The sequence below is a fragment of the Ignavibacteriota bacterium genome, assembly GCA_016218045.1.
Taxonomy (GTDB): domain Bacteria; phylum Bacteroidota; class Ignavibacteria; order SZUA-365; family SZUA-365; genus JACRFB01.
In genome coordinates, this window is sequence record JACRFB010000046.1 from 25,883 (window position 1) to 43,797 (window position 17,915).

Sequence of the window (17,915 nt, forward strand, 5' to 3'; positions counted from 1 at the left end):
GTATGGCAAACATCGCCCGTAGGTTTGTGTTGTTGCGCTTCCGTGAATCACCAGGAGGGAACATGTTTCCGAGATTCATCGTACTGCCGGCGCTGCTGACCCAGGAACGGTGTAGAGCCATACCACTAAATATTCCTGCACATGGGGGATGAGGCAATGCATCGTCACATAATGCCGACACTCATCATCATTCTCGTGTATGCACTACCGACCGCGCACACAGTGAGGGCGCAGAGTTGGAAGCATCCTCAAGTGGAACTTCGCGGCACCGAGGTCCGAACAATCCATTCGAAGGCCGTCGATGGCATGGAGTACAAGATATTCATTGGCCTGCCCGATAATTATTCGTCGTCCTCCGATACATACCCTGCTCTGTATTTTCTTGATGGGTGGAACCAGTTTGGCATTCTGGTCGAGACGTATCGTCTCCTTCGATTGTTCAATGACATTCCGCCACTGGTTCTGATAGGCATATCATGGGAAGGGGATGAGAAGGCGCACGTGTACAACAGAGCTAGAGATTACATCCCGACACATCTCTCACAACACGTGCTCGCCGAAAGATTTGGTCAGGATTATGCCGATCTGTTTCCCGCTTCCGGTGGAGCTCCGAAATTTCTCGCATTTATTCAGGATGAACTTATCCCTTTTGTTGAACGGGAATATCGGATCGACACCACAAGCAGAGGCATCTTTGGACATTCAGCAGGAGGTCTCTTTACAGCCTGGCTGCTTTTCACACGTCCGGAATTGTTTCAGAAGTACTTGATCGGGAGTGCGGCGCTTTGGTGGGATGATGACTATGTGTTCAAGCAGGAAGCGGAATACCGTGCGGCTCATGATTCTCTCACGGCCAGAATATTTGTAACTGTAGGAAGCGAGGAAGGCGAGTGGCTCGTAACGAGCTGGGCAAAGCTCAAGGACAGACTCCAGTACCGGCAGTATGCAGGACTCAACGTCACAACTATGATGTTTGAAGGCGAAACGCATTCATCCGTGATACCCGGAACATATTCGAGAGCGCTTCGTGTGCTGTATGGCTATTGAACCGACGAGAACATCTGACAGCTAAGTCGGGACACCCACGCCACAACGTCGCCACATCTGGAACGCGAGTCGCCACGCCGTCAGCTCGAGAGGGGACGTCTACACTTCACGTCGTGACGTCTACACTTCGAGTCGCGACGTCTACACTTCGAGTCGCGACGTCTCGACCGCGAGACGTGCTGTCTCGAGTTCGCGTCGTGACGTTTCGAGTCCGAGTCCTCACGTCTGGAACGCGACACGGCACTCCTGCATTTCGAGACGGCACATCTACACTTCGAGACCGCACATCTACACGTCGAGACGGTACACCTACGGTGTCGCCTCGTGATATCTGGAGTTCACCACTGTACACCTGCGTGCGCACGTCGCGACGCCAGCATTTTCCCAATGTACTCCACAGGTGTCACGTATCGACATCAGGGGCTCAGCACGGTACGTATTGCACCCGACACGGTACATCCTGGGGCGCGCTCGGGACATTGAGGACACTTCACCCTGGCATTTTCGGTATAGCGAGATACCATACCAGGGACAACGCGCATATATCATTGTCAGTGCGTCATATAGATTTGGACGGATGAAAAGTATCTCCCGAAACAGAAAGACGATCTTATGCCTGCGTGAGCCGATATTATGCGCGGGTCAGCCGATCTCTTGACGCGGTAAGACGATATCTCCGATGCAGCGCCAGAGCATTGTGGACGGAGCGTCACAACATCCACGACGGAGCAAGACGACATTGTGGACGCAACGCACTACCATTTCTACCGCAGCGTATCGACATTTGGGACGCTGCGTGATGAGGGCGTAAAGGGGTAAAGGGGTGAAGGGGTAAAGGGGTGAAGGGGTAAAGGGGTGAAGGGGTGAAGGGGTGAAGGGGTAAAGGGGTGAAGGGGTAAAGGGGAAGGGGTAAAGGGGAAGGGGTAAAGGGGTGAAGGGGTAAAAGGGTAAAGGGGTAAAGGGGTGAAGAGGTAAAGAGGTAAAGGGATAAAGAGGTAAAGGGGGCCCGTATGTCAACGTCGTTGTCCCGCTATGATAGCCGGCTGTCAATAGCGAGTGAGGATCGCTGCAGCATTGGTCACGGATTATTAGTGGGCACGGGTACGATTCTTACGAGATTCGGATCTTCGCCTTGTTCTTCGCAAAATGCGAGGTAATCATCAATCGATTCATGAAAAGCAACTTCCATCTCTTCTGCATTTGTGCACTGGAAAGTTACTACGTCGCTTATGCCGAGGATCACTCCGTGGTAGATATGAGCGTCGTCTAGGTACTCGACTTTTCCCCTGTATCCTTTATACTCCAGCATAGCGACTCCATGTGCGGTTGTTTTCAAACGATTTCCCCAGGCGCAGGCGGCCATCCAACGCACTAGAAATATGAGCAAGAACAGATCACAGGTCAAGTCACTCCATTTTTCATCCGGTCGATACATGCTTTCGCGCTGGATTACATCTTACAGGCGAATCTGCTGCAGGTCGATCTTCACCACTAGAAGATTCTGACTTCGAGAATCCCGATATTCCCGGATAATGATCGTGCTGCCCCCAGGGGCGTGATGTTCACTTTGAGGAGTGTTTTGATATGAACAGACATGTACTCCGTTTTTGTGTGGCGCTTGTGCTGTGTGTCGCGGTACAGCGTGTGTCGGCGCAGAGCTGGACGGGGCCGATACTGCTTCAGACGGGCGCCGAGGAAAAGGTGTTTACCTATACGACCGATCACTGCACGCAGCTCGATCTGCCGGATGTGTACGCGCATCCGATACGCACCCCCGACGGACTGCTGCTGATATCGGGCAACGCGCCGAGCAACTACGCCATGTTCGGTCCGGACTTCCGCTCGTTGCGCAGGAACTGCACACCCGTGTTTGTTTCCGGTGACAAGTGGGACGTCACGGCGTTTGATCATCAGGAGTGGATCACCTCGGTGTACAGCGAGGATGGTGTTACGATTCACGCGCTGGTGCACAACGAATATCACGATCCATATTCGGCACGATGCCGGCCGGGTGTGACCGATCCGTCGAATCCCTGCTGGTACAACTTCATCAGTTACGCCGTATCCACCGACGCGGGGAGGACCTTCACGCAGCCCGCGAGTCCGGGACATCTGGTTGCGATGCTGCCCTTCAAATGGAATCCCGACGCGTCGCGACGGGGCGCTCCGCCGCCGCACGGATACATGGAACCGAGCAATATCGTACGGCATGACGGCTATTATTACTGCATGATGTTCGGGCTTCTGTCCAACACCGATCAGAGCAGACGCGGCACGTGTATCATGCGGACCGACGACATCACTCGTCCCGCATCATGGCGGTTGTGGGACGGCGCGGCATTCTCGATTCCGCTTGTCAATCCCTATACACAACCGCCTGCGGATTCCAGCGCCTACCTTCCGGCGTTTGTGAGTCCGCAGACCTTACGCGACCTCCGGGGTAGTCTGACATGGAACTCATATCTGCAGCAGTTCGTGCTGGTGGGCGCGGGGGTGTTTCCCGTGTCCGGCGTGGAAACCTGTGGTGTATTCCTCTCGCGTTCGAGTGACCTTCTCCAGTGGTCGCCCCCGCAATTGATCCGGAAAACCGTGCTTGGATGGTCGCCCTGCAACACACAGACGCCCGATCAGGCGGCACGGAATATTACCCAGGAGGCATATCCCTCACTGATCGATCACGACGCGCCGGACGTGAGTTTTACGAGCGCCGATTCCACCGCGTATATATACTTCATGCAGAACATGGACAATCACACGCCCGGCGGTTGGGGATTCCGGCGTGATCTTGTGCGTATCCCTCTCACGATACAGAAAGTCGGAGCGACGTCCATCGCGACGGAAACACATGTTGCGCCGGCCGCACCCACACTCACCGTGTTGCCGCAACCGGGTGGTGATAATATGACCGTGGTGCTGCGGCTCGAGCACGCGGGGCCGGTGCGTCTGGAAGTGTTTGACGTGTTTGGCACGTCCGTGATGCTTCTGTTCGATGAGTACTGCACCCCCGGAACGCGTCGGCTGGCGTTGAATTTTCCGCCGGGTGATACACGACGGATTCTCTTTCTCCGTGCCGTGACCGCGGAGGGAATTGTCGTGCGGAAGTTGGTGAGGTAGGAGGAGGTAGATGGTAGTTGGTAGATGGGTAGATTGGTAGATTGGTCTACTAAATCCGCGTGAGGAGACAGGATACAGGAGACAGGAGTGTATCGAATCGCGGTCTGACTCCTGACTCCTTCATCCTGTGTCCTTTCACTCCTTGTGTAGATTGGTCTACTCAATCCGCGTGAGGAGGCGGGATACAGGAGACAGGAGTGTATCGATTCACGGTCTGTCTCCTGAGTCCTTCATCCTGTATCCTCACACTCCTTGTGTAGATTGGTCTACTCTATCCGCGTGAGGAGACAGGATACAGGAGACAGGAGGTGATCGAGTCGCGGTCTGTCTCCTGACTCCTTCATCCTGCATCCGCACACTCCTCGTGTAGATTGATGTACTCTGTTCGCGTGAGGAGACACCGGGGAACTTGATCTACCTTCCCACTTTGCTACTTTCTGCATTCCACTGAGCCCCGGAGGGGCGACATTCACCAACCCACGCCGTGAGGCGTGGGAATGCGACGCGTGAGGAGAACCCAAGAGCCCCGGAGGGGCGACATTCAAAGGTCGAGTTCACGGAGTTGACTCCCCAACGGAAGATTTGTTCATGTGACGCAGTGTCCCGGAATGCCGCCCGCTTCGCGGGCTCTCTGCGATTCGGTGCCGGGCCGTTCCCCACACCTGACGGTGTGGGTTGGTGAATGCCGCCCGCTTCGCGGGCTCTCTGCGATTCGATGCTGGGCGGTTCCCCACGCCTCATGGCGTGGGTTGGTGAATGCCGCCCGCTTCGCGGGCTCTCTGTGATTCGATGCCGGGCCGTTCCCCACGCCTCACGGTGTGGGTTGGTGAATGCCGCCCGCTTCGCGGGCTCTCTGCGCTTCGATGCCGGGCCGTTCCCCACGCCTCACGGCGTGGGTTGGTGAATGCCGCCCGCTTCGCGGGCTCTCTGCGATTCGATGCCGGGCGGTTCCCCACGCCTCACGGCGTGGGTTGGTGAATGTCGCCCGCTTCGCGGGCTCCCCGGACACTTTCGACGATCAGATGATCAGATGATCAGACGATCAGACGAATAGACGATCAGACGAATAGACGATCAGACGATTAGACGATCAGACGATTAGACGATCAGACGATAAAACGACACAGCGGCCCGATTCTCTCCGCGATCCATGCGGCGTGTGCGTGAGTCATGAATGACATCCGACAGGGGCGACCGGCGGTCGCCCGACACCACCACGGAACACGAGTAAAACACTGCCCAGAATAGATCAGTCGCCCTCTCCCGGAACGGGAGAGGGCCGGGGTGAGGGTGAAAGTCCCGCCCGCTTCGCGGGCTCTCTGCGATTCGATGCCGGGCCACTCCAGACGCAGCGAGAGTGTGTTAGAAAATCGTGAAATCGACAAGGGTGCGCCGAAGTGTATTGCCGCCTCGCGGGTGCGCGGTTATTTTTTCAATGTTGATCATCACAACGTCGGAGTCCGCTTAACGCGGAAACTCTCGACGGATACATTCGATTGCCTTCAAGCATCATTGGACTACTCATGGAAATTCGTGTCGAAGAAACCCCGGCGTTCACTCACATCACTTTAACCGGGCGGCTGGATATCGAAGGATCGGGTCAGATTGAGACGCGGTTGACCGCGTATACGAGCACCACGGATGAAGCGCGGATAGTGCTGGACCTCGGCGGTGTCGAGTACCTGGCCTCGATCGGACTCGGTCTTCTTGTCCGCGCAGCCCAGGGTGTGCAGCGCCGAAGGGGGAAGCTTGTGCTGCTCAATCCACAGCCGCTCGTACGAAAGGTGCTGTCGAGCAGCTCGATCGACACACTTGTGCCCGTTCTTGATGAAGGGACGGACCTCGCTGCGCAGTTTCAATAATTGATGCGCGGACGAAATTACTCATCGCGGAATGGTTGAGACACACGTGTCACTGGACGTGACCACGGGAGTCGCACTGCTGTGTCGCCGCGGCGACCATGCGGTGTTGCGCGAGGCCACGTTGTGGCTACATGAAACATGCAGGCGTTACGGTGTTCCGGCGGATGCGACAGGCCGGCTGGATTTCTGCCTCAACGAACTCATGTCAAACATTATCGACCACGGGTACCTCGACGAAGATACACATACGGTATCGATCTCCTGTGATTTTACATCACACGCAACCGTGCTTCGGATACGCGACGACGGTGTACAATTCGACGCGGCCGGAACGGATGGATACATACAGCCAACATCACTGCAGGAAGCAGGCAGCCGGGGCTACGGCCTGCATCTCGTACACAGTTTTGCGGATGGGATGAGGCATACGTACAATGAGGGATGGAACACGGTCGAGCTGCACATTGCCCACGCTACCAGCCATTAGGCGCCCGACGAGCATGGTATCACGCATGAAAGGTCTCCGTTGCAATGACACGTCTGAACGAGGGCTGCTGGACGCGGCTTCCACAGCACAAAGCAGGTGTAAGCACAATATTCAGAAAGCCGCCCTTGGATTCATCGTCCTGGGTTTGCTGAGTGTGTCACTGCGTGTCGACGCGTCCGCCGCGGGTCCCGACCGTTCGCTCGAGTCATATCAGCAGCTTGCGGACTCGTTATTTCGCTCCTGCAACTGGAAGCAGACACGCGCGACGCTGATGGAAGCCCGGCGCGTGTACCCACGCAGCGCAGAGGTGTTGTGGCGGCTTTCCAATTCGTACATCAACGAAGGTGACGCGCTCGAGGGAGACAAGGCCGAGGCGGCCTTCCACCGGTCGATCGAGTATGCAGAAGAGGCAGTGCGGAGCGATCCGCGTAACGCGAATGCACATGCATTACACGCGGCTGCGCTCGGCAGCCTCGCGATGTTCGCGGGCGGAAAGCAGAAGGTGAAAATGACGTATCAGATACGGGACGCCCTTGACCGTGCGCTCGCGATCGATCAGGCCAACGTCATTGCGCATACCATCTACGGAACCTGGCATCGCGAAGTGGCGGACGTGGGGTGGGTGGAAAGAAAACTGGCGGATGTGTTTCTGGGCGGTTTACCGAAAGGGAGTTTCGAACTCTCGGTGCGTCATTTGAAGTCTGCCATCCGCAGCGATCCGGGCATGTTGCGGCATCATTACGAACTCGGGCTGACCTACGAAGCGATGGATCAGCCGCTGCGTGCCGCAGCCGCGTATCGAGCTGCGCTTCTCTGTTCTGATTCGTGGTCCATTGATTGGAAACGTCGCCAGCGGATGAAGGACTTTCTCGCGGAACATGCGGAGAGTGGAACGTAGCGGGGAGATTGGTAGAGGGTAGATGGGTAGAGGGTAGATGGGTCGACACTATCCGCGTGAGGAGACTGGATACAGGAGACAGGAGTGTATCGAATCACGGCCTGTCTCCTGACTCCTTCATCCTGTATCCTCACACTCCTTGCGTAGATTGGTTTACTCTGTTCGCGTGAGGAGACGGGATACAGTTGCTACGTCTACTATTGTGTGAGTGCCGTGAGGTGGTGCGAGGGTGGTGAAAAAAAAAGAGCGCACTGTTGTGCGCTCTTTGACTCAGGACGAATCGTGTTTACTTATCGAGTTGCAACTTGATGGTGCGTGAGAATGTGGTGCCGCTTTCGCTGCCGACAATCATGATGCTTGCCAGGTAGCTGCCACTCTTCAACCCGCTGCCGTTAAACACCGCGGTGTGAACACCACGATCGACATCGCCATCCACAAGCCGCGCAACTTCACGGCCCAGCATATCGTGCACCTGCAATGTCACAAATCCCTTCTCGGGAAGTGAATACCGTATGGTGGTGGAAGGATTGAAGGGATTCGGATAGTTCTGATCCATATCGAAGCTGCCGGGAAGGAAGGCCGTGGCTGCGTTTTTCAAAGAGCCATAGCGACGCATCCAATTCAGCTTCATCGCGATATAATCAAAATTGTTCACCACACCATTGCCGTCACAGTCCATATGGCAACCATCAGGCGTCTGCCACGGCACCGCGGGTTGCGCCTCCCATGTATAATACGTCAGGGGATTCGCCGCGGCATCCGCGCGGTAGCGGCTCGGACCGTTCAGCCAGATGGGATTGAGATTGGCGTTGCTTATATACATGTTGAGCGCGCGACGGTCTCCGTAATTCACCACGCCGTCATGATTCGTTTCGCCAGGCCAGACGTAACAGGGTTCGGATCCCGCATTCAGGAGCATAAACGCCTTCTCGGGAAGTTCGGTGTCGCCATACTCCGCACAGGTGTTGATCGAGTTCACCGTGAATTTGACGCGGTAATATCCCGCCATCAGCGTGGGAGGGATCGACAGCGGAAGAAGCGCGTGAAGATCCACATTGTCGAGTTTCGCTGTGTTGACCGTGGTGGAATAATCCGGGAAGGCGGTCGAGTTGCCGATGCGGAAGAAATCCGCCTTCACAGACACATTTGATGCGCCTGTCGGATACCCGAGATACACGCTCGCGTACACTGTTCCCGGAATGTGTGCAAACGCGACGGGGGAACCCACGCCATCCGTGAGATCCACCGTGAGCATTCCGGCGGGCACCTCACAGGCGGGCATCTCGTCCACTCCGAATGGATACAGATAGCGGTCGATGCCATAGCCGTTGGGCGAGGAACAGCCGCTTCCGAGCGGATTCGTGTTGTAGATCCTGTGATAGGGTCCGGAGGAATTCAGATACGTGCGTGCGGAAAAACCACCGGTGATCGACGTGTTGCAGATGCGGACGAGCAGCGGGAGCGCGGGATCGTAGAGCACGGGCGCAGGAAGTGTGATGCGGAACCACTGATTGACCGCTCCCGCTGGGATGGTAGCCAGACCGCTGTAGACAGTTGGTCCGGTGGTGTAGGTGAGAAATGACGCGTTGAAATCGTAGGTCGCGGGTTGTGACATACGGATGTTCAAGGAAGGCAGCGTCGTGCCCGAACTGTTTGCAGAGCCGCGTTTCATGTAAATGGCGGTGATTTTTCCCTTGTACGCTCCGTTGATCTGCCCGGGGCGGATCAATAACTGAATCGGTATGTTGGTTGACGACCAGGGAAAGGAATTGGTGCTGGCCGTACCGGTTTCCGAGATGGAGAACTGCGGTGTCTGTGCCGATAGCACCGGCCCAAAAAAGGAACACAGAATACTTGCCGCGCATACAACAAGCGCGGTGACCACACGTGAATTGTATCGATGTTTCATAACCCACCTCCTGTATGTGCAAAAAGTCCACGCGACACGACGGCTGCGAGTGCACAGGTGCTTCGGGAGGGGACACGCCACATTTCATGGCGGTCTGGGAATCGTGTCTGATGGAAGGACACGATAATTTATCGCTGTCACGCAACTATTGCAAGGGAAAATGTGGGTACAACGGGATTGGGTAGATGGTATTTAGGTAGATAGTAGTTGGTAGATGAGTAGAGGGTAGTTTGGTCTACTCTGTCCGCGTGAGGAGACAGGAGACAGGAGACAGGAGTTGATCCTGCCTGGTGTCTCCTGCCTCCTTCATCCTGTATCCTCACACTCCCTTTGTAGGTTGGTCTGCTCTGTCCGCGTGAGGAGACAGGAGACAGGAGGCAGGAGTGTATTGAATCACGGTCTGACTCCTGACTCCTTCATCCTGTGTCCTTTCACTCCTTGTATAGATTGGTCTACTCTATCCGCGTGAGGAGACACCGGGTAACTTGATCTACTTTCCCACTTTGCTACTTTCTGCATTCCACGAGCCCCGGAGGGGCGACATTCACCAACCCACGCCGTGAGGCGTGGGAGAGCGATGCGTGAGGAGAACCCACGAGCCCCGGAGGGGCGACATTCACCAACCCACGCCGTGAGGCGTGGGAGAGCGACGCGTGAGGAGAACCCAAAAGCCCCGGGGGGGCGACATTCACTAACCCACGCCGTGAGGCGTGGGAATGCGGCGCGTGAGGAGAACCCAAGAGCCCCGGAGGGGCGACATTCAGAGGTCCAATTCACGGAGTGTGAAAGCATCAAACGCGAGTTCATTCTGTCGGAGCAATTCGAGGTACTCCTCCTTGAATGTCATCGTCCGATGATGTTCACGTTGCCGGCGGATGTACTGGACAACTCTTTCGACGTGCGATTGTGATATGCTGAATATTCCGTACCCCGTACTCCAGCCAAAGCCACGAAGACCCTTGGCCTTCAACCACCGTGACGTATTCGCTTTCACTTTGCAGATGAGATCGCCTGTCGAGATCGTTCTTCCGAGACGCAGACAGAGATGGAGGTGATCGTCGACACCGCCAATCTGGAGGGCTGGACAGTCCACATGCGTGAGGATACCGTGTGTATAGGCCCAGAGTTCCTCATGTAGGGCATCAGGAATCCGGGTGTGGCGATTCTTTGTTCTGTACGTCGCATGCAGAATGATCTTTGAATGAGAATGAGACATGTTTTCCTCCCGTTGATGGACCGATTGATCCAACGATGTGGATCTATTCCTTGTACTCCCCAAGCGAAAATTTGTTCCCGTGGTTCAGTGTCCTGGAATGCCGCCCGCTTCGCGGGCTCTCTGCGATTCGATGCCAGGCCGTTTCCCACGCCTCACGGCGTGGGTTGGTGAATGTCGCCCGCTTCGCGGGCTCTCTGCGATTCGATGCCAGGCCGTTCCCCACGCCTCACGGCGTGGGTTGGTGAATGTCGCCCGCTTCGCGGGCTCTCTGCGATTCGATGCCGGGCCGTTCCCCACGCCTCACGGCGTGGGTTGGTGAATGCCGCCCGCTTCGCGGGCTCTCTGCGATTCGATGATGGGCCGTTCCCCACGCCTCACGGCGGAGAGCTAGGTAGATGGTAGCAGGTAGTTGGTAGATGGTAGCTTGGTCTACTCTATCCGCGTGAGGAGACAGGATACAGGAGACAGGAGTGTATCGAATCACGGTCTGTCTCCTGACTCCTTCATCCTGTATCCTCACACTCCTTGTGTAGATTGGTCTACTCTGTCCGCGTGAGGAGACAGGAGACAGGAGGCAGGAGTGTATTGAATCACGGTCTGTCTCCTGACTCCTTCATCCTGTATCCTCACACGAGTGTGACGGCGCAGCCGATGATAGTCGGTAGATGGTGATGGTAGATGGTAGATCGGTAGGGCGGTAGAAGTTGTGCAACTTTGCTACTTTACCCCTTTCCCCCTTCACCTCTTTCCCCCTTCACCTCTTTACCTCTTTACCCCTTTGCGATATTCTCCTATGGAATCAGAAAGAGAGGGCCTGGAATACATCCTTACGCATGCGTACAAACGCGACATGATCGTGTATATGGAGACGCATCCGGGGGCGTTTCGTGAGGCAGTGGAACTGGCGCTGGGCGACACACAGCCGTTGTCGTGGCGCGCGGCGTGGCTGCTGGTGGACTGCATTCGCACTGACGACCCGCGTCTGCGCAAACATATCGGACGTATCATCGCCGCAGTGCCGGGCAAAAAGGACGGCCATCAACGCGAGCTGCTCAAGTTACTCCAGCGCGTGACTCTGAGAGGCCGACACGAGGGGGATGCGTTCGACCTCTGTGTCACCCTGTGGCAGAACATACAGGCGCAGCCCTCCGTGCGTATCAATGCGCTGATGCTGCTTGTGTCAGTCGCGCGGCGGCATCCCGCGCTGTCGCGCGAGATCGTTTTCCTGAGCCAGGACCGTTACCTCGACACACTTTCGGGACCGGTGCGGAAATCTGTTGCGCGCATACTCACGGGGCTCAATAAGGAGTCTGGCGAGAGGCGAGCACGGCACGTTGGGAAGAACACAAACCCGGCCCGCCTGGACGATGAGTGAGACGTATGCGGGAGCTTGTGCATCGAATCGGCGCGCCGAAGCGGAGCGGCAATAACACATGTGCGATGCGGGTCGACTGCCTGTACATCGCTGCCGTTAGCGAGAGTGGTTTCATGTTTCCGCAGCGCAACGCGGCCGTGTATCCCACGTGTACTGGTCCGTGTGCTGGATGAGGCCGAAAACTCAGCGAAGCACGAACAATCGAGTGAACTGGTGCGTCGGGGTGGAGAGAATGCAGATGTACAAACCGCGCGCGAGGAACTCGGCGTCCAATGGTACCACATGCCGGCCACGGGGATACATGGAGGACGATAGGAGCGATATGTGCCGTCCCGCCTGGTCGAGCAGGAATAGTTCGACAGGTGTATCGTGCTCAAGCTGGAACGCAACACTGGCGCGTTCGTGAACGGGATGGGGATACAATTCCAGTATCGTGGGAGTGTCAGAGACTGGATGAGGTTCTTCGACGCCGACGATCAGGCGGTCGAGGTTGCATCGAAGGATGCCGCCGTTCGTTCCGATCAGAAGCACGCTGTCGAGTGAAATAAATGCGCTCACTGTCGTCCGTGCAAATGGTAACACGATCGACCACTTGAGCCACGACGCCGCTGATGTGTCGTGGAAGGAACTGTACCAAAATCCGGCCACTCCCCCGTAGTACATTCCGATGGAGGAAAATCCGACGGCGCGGCCGGCAGACCATGGGACTTCTGCGCCACCTTCCCACCGCTGTCCGCGAAGAGTGAACTGGTTGAGTGCGTAGAATCCGCCATCGCCGCAGGACGCAATTGTATTCCTCGTTGCAGTGATTGCGCGGATCTTATGCTCTGCAGTGCAAATCTGCGACCACGTGCTGCCTCTGTCAACGGATCGAAAAATCTTCCCCTCGTGTGCTCCGGCAAACAGTCCGAGCTGTGATCGGGCCGTTCCGGTGATGCGGTGAACGGGGAGGGAGGATTCGTACCATGTTGTTCCACCGTCGCTGCTCATGTACGATGCTTCCTCCGTTCCCGCAAACACTCTGGCCCCGGCCACGTCGCTGTCCACCGCCACCAGCGAGTGGATGCGCGATGACGAGAGTGCCGGATTCTGTACTGGCCAGGATCGCCCACCGTCGGTAGACAGGTAGATGCCCTCGTCCCACACGCTGGCAAACAGATTCGGACCTTGTGCGGCGAGCGATGTGATACGACCGCTCCAAGGTGTGGGCGTTCGAAGCCAGTTGTTTCCACGATCAGTGGAGGTCAGGAGCGCGCCGTTCGACAGACCCGCATGCACGATGGAATCGATCAGACAGTACGTAAGCACCTGGATGTCGGCGAGTGACGAATCTGTGGCTTTCCACGTTCTTCTATCCGTACTGGTGTACAATCCTTCTTGTTCCAATCCGAGGAGGAGTCCGCGAGGTGTCTGCAGAAGTGCTCTCACATTGGGGAATGGCGGAAGGCCTGCATTAAACGTCGTCCATGTACGACCGATGTCCGTGCTGCGATACAACCCGTTGGATTCACTGCCAACAATCAGAGTATCACCTGACGCGTGGATGAAATTCACAGTTGGAATGCTCATCGCATCCACGACTATATTCCATGATAAACCCGCATCAATTGACCGAAATACTCCTCCAGCGGGATGGCCGGCAAATATTACTCCCCCAGTCGTCGCGAACGAAAACGATCTGTTATCCTCCTTCATCGAGACCATCTCGCTCCAAGTGGACCCCGCATCAGTACTTCGATACAGGTGTTTCGGTTGTCCGGCGACTATGACTGAATCGGATAGGAACAAAGCGTTTACGCCAAGCCCCACAAAGCCATATGAAATGCAATTCCAATGCAATCCGCCATCGCGCGACACAAACACACCGAGCGAGGTGGCCGAATACATGAGTGGACCTGAAACGAGGATTTTGTAGATCGAATTTTTCGGCATATCCGTGGGAACCGTATTCCATTGCCCGTCGTGCCGTGTCCTGAGAATGATTCCTCCTCCCGAAGGACTGTCTCTGATACCGATGACGAGATACGAATCCACAGCTACCACTGAAGCGAGTTGATATATGGAGTCCAGTACCATATTCCAGCTCGCGCCGAAATCCGAAGAATGGATAACCTTTCGGCTTCCGGTCGCGACGTACATGTTCGAATCTTGCACCGCGATGCTGACGATTTCGATTGTTGGCGGCGGGACACCTGCGACAAGATTCGTCACCACCTGGGCATTCGCGCTGAGGGAGAGAATAGCACAAATAACAGAAATCGGAGCGAGGTACCTCCCGTGAGAGGACGACATGGCATTCTCCTCAATGTGTGTCCGTACATGACAGTGTACCGAGAATACTCGTGGCGCACAAGTGTATTTTAAGTTTCCCGCGCACTCGTTTTCGCGAAAAAAATTTCAAATCCGTGAATTTTCGTGATTGAAGCCGGGAAGGGATGGGACTACTTTGTGGCTAATCAGAGACTGCGATCTCGTGTCGCAGGGACAACACAGCAGAGAGACGTTCATGAAGCAACAATGTGACGGAAAGTACTTTTTCCACCGAGCGGGATCACCGGTGCGAATCCTCATCACGCTTCTGCCCGTGTTGTACACGTGTGTCGTATCCGCTGCCCCGCTTCGGATCGATGGTGATGGCGGTGTGGTGGCGCCCGGGCTCTTCGTGCCGAGCGCCGCGCCTGCGGACGGATCGGGTCTTCAGACCAGCCGTTTCTTCCGCATCGATACAACAGCCTTCGACAGATGGAATCCCGAACCCGGCACACATCTAATCATTCCCGACGTTCCACTCGCCGACGGCCGCGTTGCACGTGTCCACGCCGAGCGCTTCACCCTGCTTGCAGGAAACGCGGAATTACGGATCAATAATGCTGATTCTTTCACACCCGAACGACACATTCTCCTCACCGGAGAAATCGACGGTGAACCCGGTTCACACGTGTACCTCGCGGTTTTCCGCCACGCCGTGTTCGGGTATGTGCGGCGCGCCGATGGATCACGCGCCGTGTACGCGCCTACCGGTCCGCGGAGCAGGCTCTGCGCGGTGACACCCGAACAGAATCTCCGGGCGCCCGGCCCCCCGCCGCAATGTCACGCGGAACAGTTGCCCGAGTATCGTGCGGAGGAACTGCGCCTGCTGCTTCCGCAGGAGCCCGCCTCGATGCGCAAGGGCGGCAACAGCACACAGGGTTCGGCGATCCGCCTCAATCTCGCGGTGGAGTGCGACTACAACTATTACCAGTTGAACGGTTCGAGCACAAGCGGCGCCAGCTCCTATGCCATCGCCATCTACGGCGCGGTAAGCGACATCTATCGACAGGACGCGGGCATTGTGTGGTATATCTCGTACATGAATGTGTGGACGTCGAACGGACCGTACCCCGGTCCCTCGGCCGACAGTCTTCTGACACAGGTCCGCCGCTACTGGCTCGCGAATCATGCATCGCGGCCGCGCGCGGCAGTGCAGTTGCTGCACGGATCGGGCATAGGCGGACTGGCATGGGTCAACGTCCTCTGCAACAATCAAAACGGGTATTCCGTGGCAGGAGTCAACGGCGGCTTCTCGTATCCGTACTCCGGCTATATCTGGGATCTCGACGTCTGCGCCCATGAACTCGGGCATGGAGTGGGGTCGCCGCACACACACAGTTGTTCGTGGAATCCGGCCGTCGACTCGTGTTACAACGCCGAGGGCACCTGCTATTCGGGCACCAATCCCATACACGGCACCATCATGAGTTATTGCCATCTCACGAGTATGGGCACGGAGCTGCGTTTCCATACACGTGTGGCCACGCTGCTCACCTCGCGCGCGAACAGCGCCTCGTGCAAAATCACACAGTCCGTCCCCGACGTCAACGCGGGCGCCGACCGCTACACCTGCGCGGGCACGCCGGTCACCATCGGCAACGCTGCTACAAGCGGCCTGCCACCGTATACGTACTACTGGTGGCCCTCGACCGGACTCTCCGGCACAAGCGTTGCGCAGCCGCAGGCCAATCCGTCGCTCGAGACGCTGTATCATGTGCAGGTGACCGATGCCAACGGCTTCCGGGCCTACGACAGCGTGCTTGTGAGTCCGTCGCTGCCGCCGCTGGCCGATGCGGGATTCGACGGCACCTACTGCCACGGTATCGCGCTGACCATCGGCGGCGCACCGAGCGCGAGCGCGGGCACACCACCGTACACGTATGTATGGACTCCATCCGCGGGGCTCAGCTCGGCCTCGGTTGCGAATCCCGCCGCGTCACCCTCTGTGTCGACCACCTACCGCCTCCTTGTTACCGACGCCCACGGCTGCAGCGCCGCTGATTCGATACGTGTGAGCGTGGGCAGCGCATTGACCGTGGATGCGGGAATGGATCGCACGATCTGTTACAACACGACCACGGTGATCGGCGGACCCCCCGTGGGTGGAACACCGCCGTTTACGTATGTGTGGACACCGTCCGCCGGACTCAACGACGCGACGGCCGAGACGCCCGTCGCATCACCACTCACAAGCACCACCTATCACGTGGCGGTGACGGATGCCAACGGCTGCGGCGCAACGGACACGGTGCGCATCACCGTCGACAATCCATCGAATCAATCGCTGGTGTGGACCGGAGCGGTGAACAGCGACTGGGGCACACGAGGAAATTGGGACGTACCCTGCGCCGTGCCCGGCACAGGTACACATGTGACCATTCCTTCGGGAACAGTGTCACCGGAGAATATCCCGGCGGTGACACTCGGCAGTCTTTCCATCGCCAACAGTCAGCCGATGATACTCTCCCTGCCGATGACCGTCGCAGGGACGCTCGCGCTGCAATCCGGCAGCATCGTGCTGAATGGCGCGGACCTCACCATCGGTTCGAGCGGATCGATCACCGGCGCCAACTCGTCGAACCTCATCGTCACGAACGACACGGGCAAACTGCGTCAGAACGCTGTGGGCGCGGGTGCGCGCACGGGCGGCATCCTGTTTCCCGTCGGTCCCGCGGCCATGAAGTACACCCCCGTGGTCATCACAAACAGCGGCACGGCGGACGCACTCTCGGTGCGTGTCGAGGCCGCTGCGCGCGCGCGCGGTATGGCCGGCGCCGCACTCGCGGATCACGCGGTGAACCTGAGCTGGCACATCGCCGAGGCGCATCTGGGCGGATCAAACATCACACTCGTCCTGCAGTGGAATGCGAACGACGAGCTGCCCTTGTTCGACCGCAGCCGCGCATATATCAGCAGGCATAACGGCAACTTCTGGACTCCCGCCTCGCAGCCCGGTTCCGCGGCCGGATCCGATCCCTACACAAGCACCGCAACCGGCGTGATGTACACGGGCACATTCAGCGTCGGCGATGCCTTGTCTCCGCTGCCCGTAGAATTCCTGAGTCTCTCCGCTCATCCCCGAGGCGGGATTGTCACACTGCGGTGGTCAACCGCCGGTGAACGTCATAGCGCGGGCTTCGCGATTGAGCGCCGCACCGATGCGGAGTGGCGTACGCTCGGATTTGTGCCGTCGTCCGCTGCCGGGCGCGGCGCCTACAGTTTCGACGACACGGCGCCCGTGTTGGGCCGAGCGGCGTACCGGTTGCGGCAGATCGACATCGACGGAGCGGAAGTGCTCTCGCCCGTTGTGGAAATCGACGACAACATGGCGCTGCCCGCACATCCTTCGTTGCAGGTGTACCCCCATCCCGTGTCGACACAGGCCACCGTGCGGCTCGTGATGCCCGACGCCGGCCGCGCAACCGTCACACTGCATGAAACATTGGGCCGCGAGGTAGTACGCCTGTTCGATGCGGTGCAGCTCGAAGCGGGCGCACACACGGCAACTCTCAAAGCCGAGCAGCTTCCGCGCGGCATCTACCACATGAGACTCGAGGCCGCCGGCACAACGCTCGTACGTCTGTTGATACTCGACTGACCCGCGGGACACCGCAGCGAGGACTGCAACACGCCGCGCAGACTGCCGCGTATCGCGCGGACAGCCATCAGCCGCGATGTACCACACGACGTGTGATAC

At 57.5% G+C, this 17,915-nt stretch carries 11 protein-coding genes; 7 read left to right on the forward strand and 4 right to left on the reverse strand.

Features of this window, described 5'->3' with window-relative positions; genetic code table 11:
* Positions 1 to 171 precede the first annotated feature (171 nt).
* The gene (locus tag HY962_12460; GenBank protein MBI5647733.1) at positions 172 to 1,047 is read left to right on the forward strand and encodes an alpha/beta hydrolase; all 876 of its coding nucleotides are present in this window, start codon (positions 172 to 174) and stop codon (positions 1,045 to 1,047) included.
* A gap of 1,078 nt (positions 1,048 to 2,125) precedes the next feature.
* On the opposite strand, the gene HY962_12465 is transcribed toward HY962_12460, so the two are convergent.
* Positions 2,126 to 2,383: a type II toxin-antitoxin system HicB family antitoxin gene (locus HY962_12465; protein MBI5647734.1), complete on the reverse strand. Its 258-nt coding sequence runs from the start codon at positions 2,381 to 2,383 to the stop codon at positions 2,126 to 2,128.
* Between the two features lie 248 nt (positions 2,384 to 2,631).
* Here HY962_12465 and HY962_12470 point away from each other — a divergent pair, with 248 nt between their 5' ends.
* The 4 genes from HY962_12470 to HY962_12485 all read left to right on the forward strand — a co-directional run bounded on the left by HY962_12470 (position 2,632) and on the right by HY962_12485 (position 7,408).
* Positions 2,632 to 4,161, forward strand: coding sequence for a hypothetical protein (locus HY962_12470; protein ID MBI5647735.1), 1,530 nt, complete (start codon positions 2,632 to 2,634; stop codon positions 4,159 to 4,161).
* A 1,523-nt stretch (positions 4,162 to 5,684) separates the two neighbouring features.
* Positions 5,685 to 6,023 (forward strand): STAS domain-containing protein, encoded by a 339-nt coding sequence (locus HY962_12475; protein MBI5647736.1) that lies wholly within the window; start codon positions 5,685 to 5,687, stop codon positions 6,021 to 6,023.
* A gap of 31 nt (positions 6,024 to 6,054) precedes the next feature.
* On the forward strand, positions 6,055 to 6,510 hold the full coding sequence (locus HY962_12480; protein MBI5647737.1) for an ATP-binding protein: 456 nt from the start codon (positions 6,055 to 6,057) through the stop codon (positions 6,508 to 6,510).
* Positions 6,511 to 6,535: 25 nt separating this feature from the next.
* Positions 6,536 to 7,408 (forward strand): hypothetical protein, encoded by an 873-nt coding sequence (locus HY962_12485; protein ID MBI5647738.1) that lies wholly within the window; start codon positions 6,536 to 6,538, stop codon positions 7,406 to 7,408.
* A 286-nt stretch (positions 7,409 to 7,694) separates the two neighbouring features.
* Here HY962_12485 and HY962_12490 read toward each other — a convergent pair whose 3' ends face one another.
* On the reverse strand, positions 7,695 to 9,317 hold the full coding sequence (locus HY962_12490; GenBank protein ID MBI5647739.1) for a T9SS type A sorting domain-containing protein: 1,623 nt from the start codon (positions 9,315 to 9,317) through the stop codon (positions 7,695 to 7,697).
* 760 nt (positions 9,318 to 10,077) lie between these two features.
* Positions 10,078 to 10,533: a transposase gene (locus HY962_12495; protein MBI5647740.1), complete on the reverse strand. Its 456-nt coding sequence runs from the start codon at positions 10,531 to 10,533 to the stop codon at positions 10,078 to 10,080.
* A 793-nt stretch (positions 10,534 to 11,326) separates the two neighbouring features.
* Here HY962_12495 and HY962_12500 point away from each other — a divergent pair.
* Positions 11,327 to 11,908, forward strand: coding sequence for a hypothetical protein (locus tag HY962_12500; GenBank protein ID MBI5647741.1), 582 nt, complete (start codon positions 11,327 to 11,329; stop codon positions 11,906 to 11,908).
* A 183-nt stretch (positions 11,909 to 12,091) separates the two neighbouring features.
* On the opposite strand, the gene HY962_12505 is transcribed toward HY962_12500, so the two are convergent.
* Entirely contained in the window at positions 12,092 to 13,477 is a 1,386-nt protein-coding gene (locus HY962_12505; GenBank protein MBI5647742.1) for a hypothetical protein, read from the reverse strand.
* A gap of 988 nt (positions 13,478 to 14,465) precedes the next feature.
* Here HY962_12505 and HY962_12510 point away from each other — a divergent pair.
* Positions 14,466 to 17,816, forward strand: coding sequence for a hypothetical protein (locus tag HY962_12510; GenBank protein MBI5647743.1), 3,351 nt, complete (start codon positions 14,466 to 14,468; stop codon positions 17,814 to 17,816).
* Positions 17,817 to 17,915: the final 99 nt, after the last annotated feature.

Excerpts from the sequence above, each read along its gene's own strand:
- HY962_12505 (MBI5647742.1), bottom strand. The coding sequence starts at position 13,477 with ATGAGCATTCCAACTGTGAATTTCATCCACGCGTCAGGTGATACTCTG.
- HY962_12485 (MBI5647738.1), top strand. The coding sequence starts at position 6,536 with ATGAAAGGTCTCCGTTGCAATGACACGTCTGAACGAGGGCTGCTGGAC.
- HY962_12470 (MBI5647735.1), top strand. The coding sequence starts at position 2,632 with ATGAACAGACATGTACTCCGTTTTTGTGTGGCGCTTGTGCTGTGTGTC.
- HY962_12480 (MBI5647737.1), top strand. The coding sequence starts at position 6,055 with ATGGTTGAGACACACGTGTCACTGGACGTGACCACGGGAGTCGCACTG.
- HY962_12500 (MBI5647741.1), top strand. The coding sequence starts at position 11,327 with ATGGAATCAGAAAGAGAGGGCCTGGAATACATCCTTACGCATGCGTAC.
- HY962_12495 (MBI5647740.1), bottom strand. The coding sequence starts at position 10,533 with ATGTCTCATTCTCATTCAAAGATCATTCTGCATGCGACGTACAGAACA.
- HY962_12460 (MBI5647733.1), top strand. The coding sequence starts at position 172 with ATGCCGACACTCATCATCATTCTCGTGTATGCACTACCGACCGCGCAC.
- HY962_12475 (MBI5647736.1), top strand. The coding sequence starts at position 5,685 with ATGGAAATTCGTGTCGAAGAAACCCCGGCGTTCACTCACATCACTTTA.
- HY962_12490 (MBI5647739.1), bottom strand. The coding sequence starts at position 9,317 with ATGAAACATCGATACAATTCACGTGTGGTCACCGCGCTTGTTGTATGC.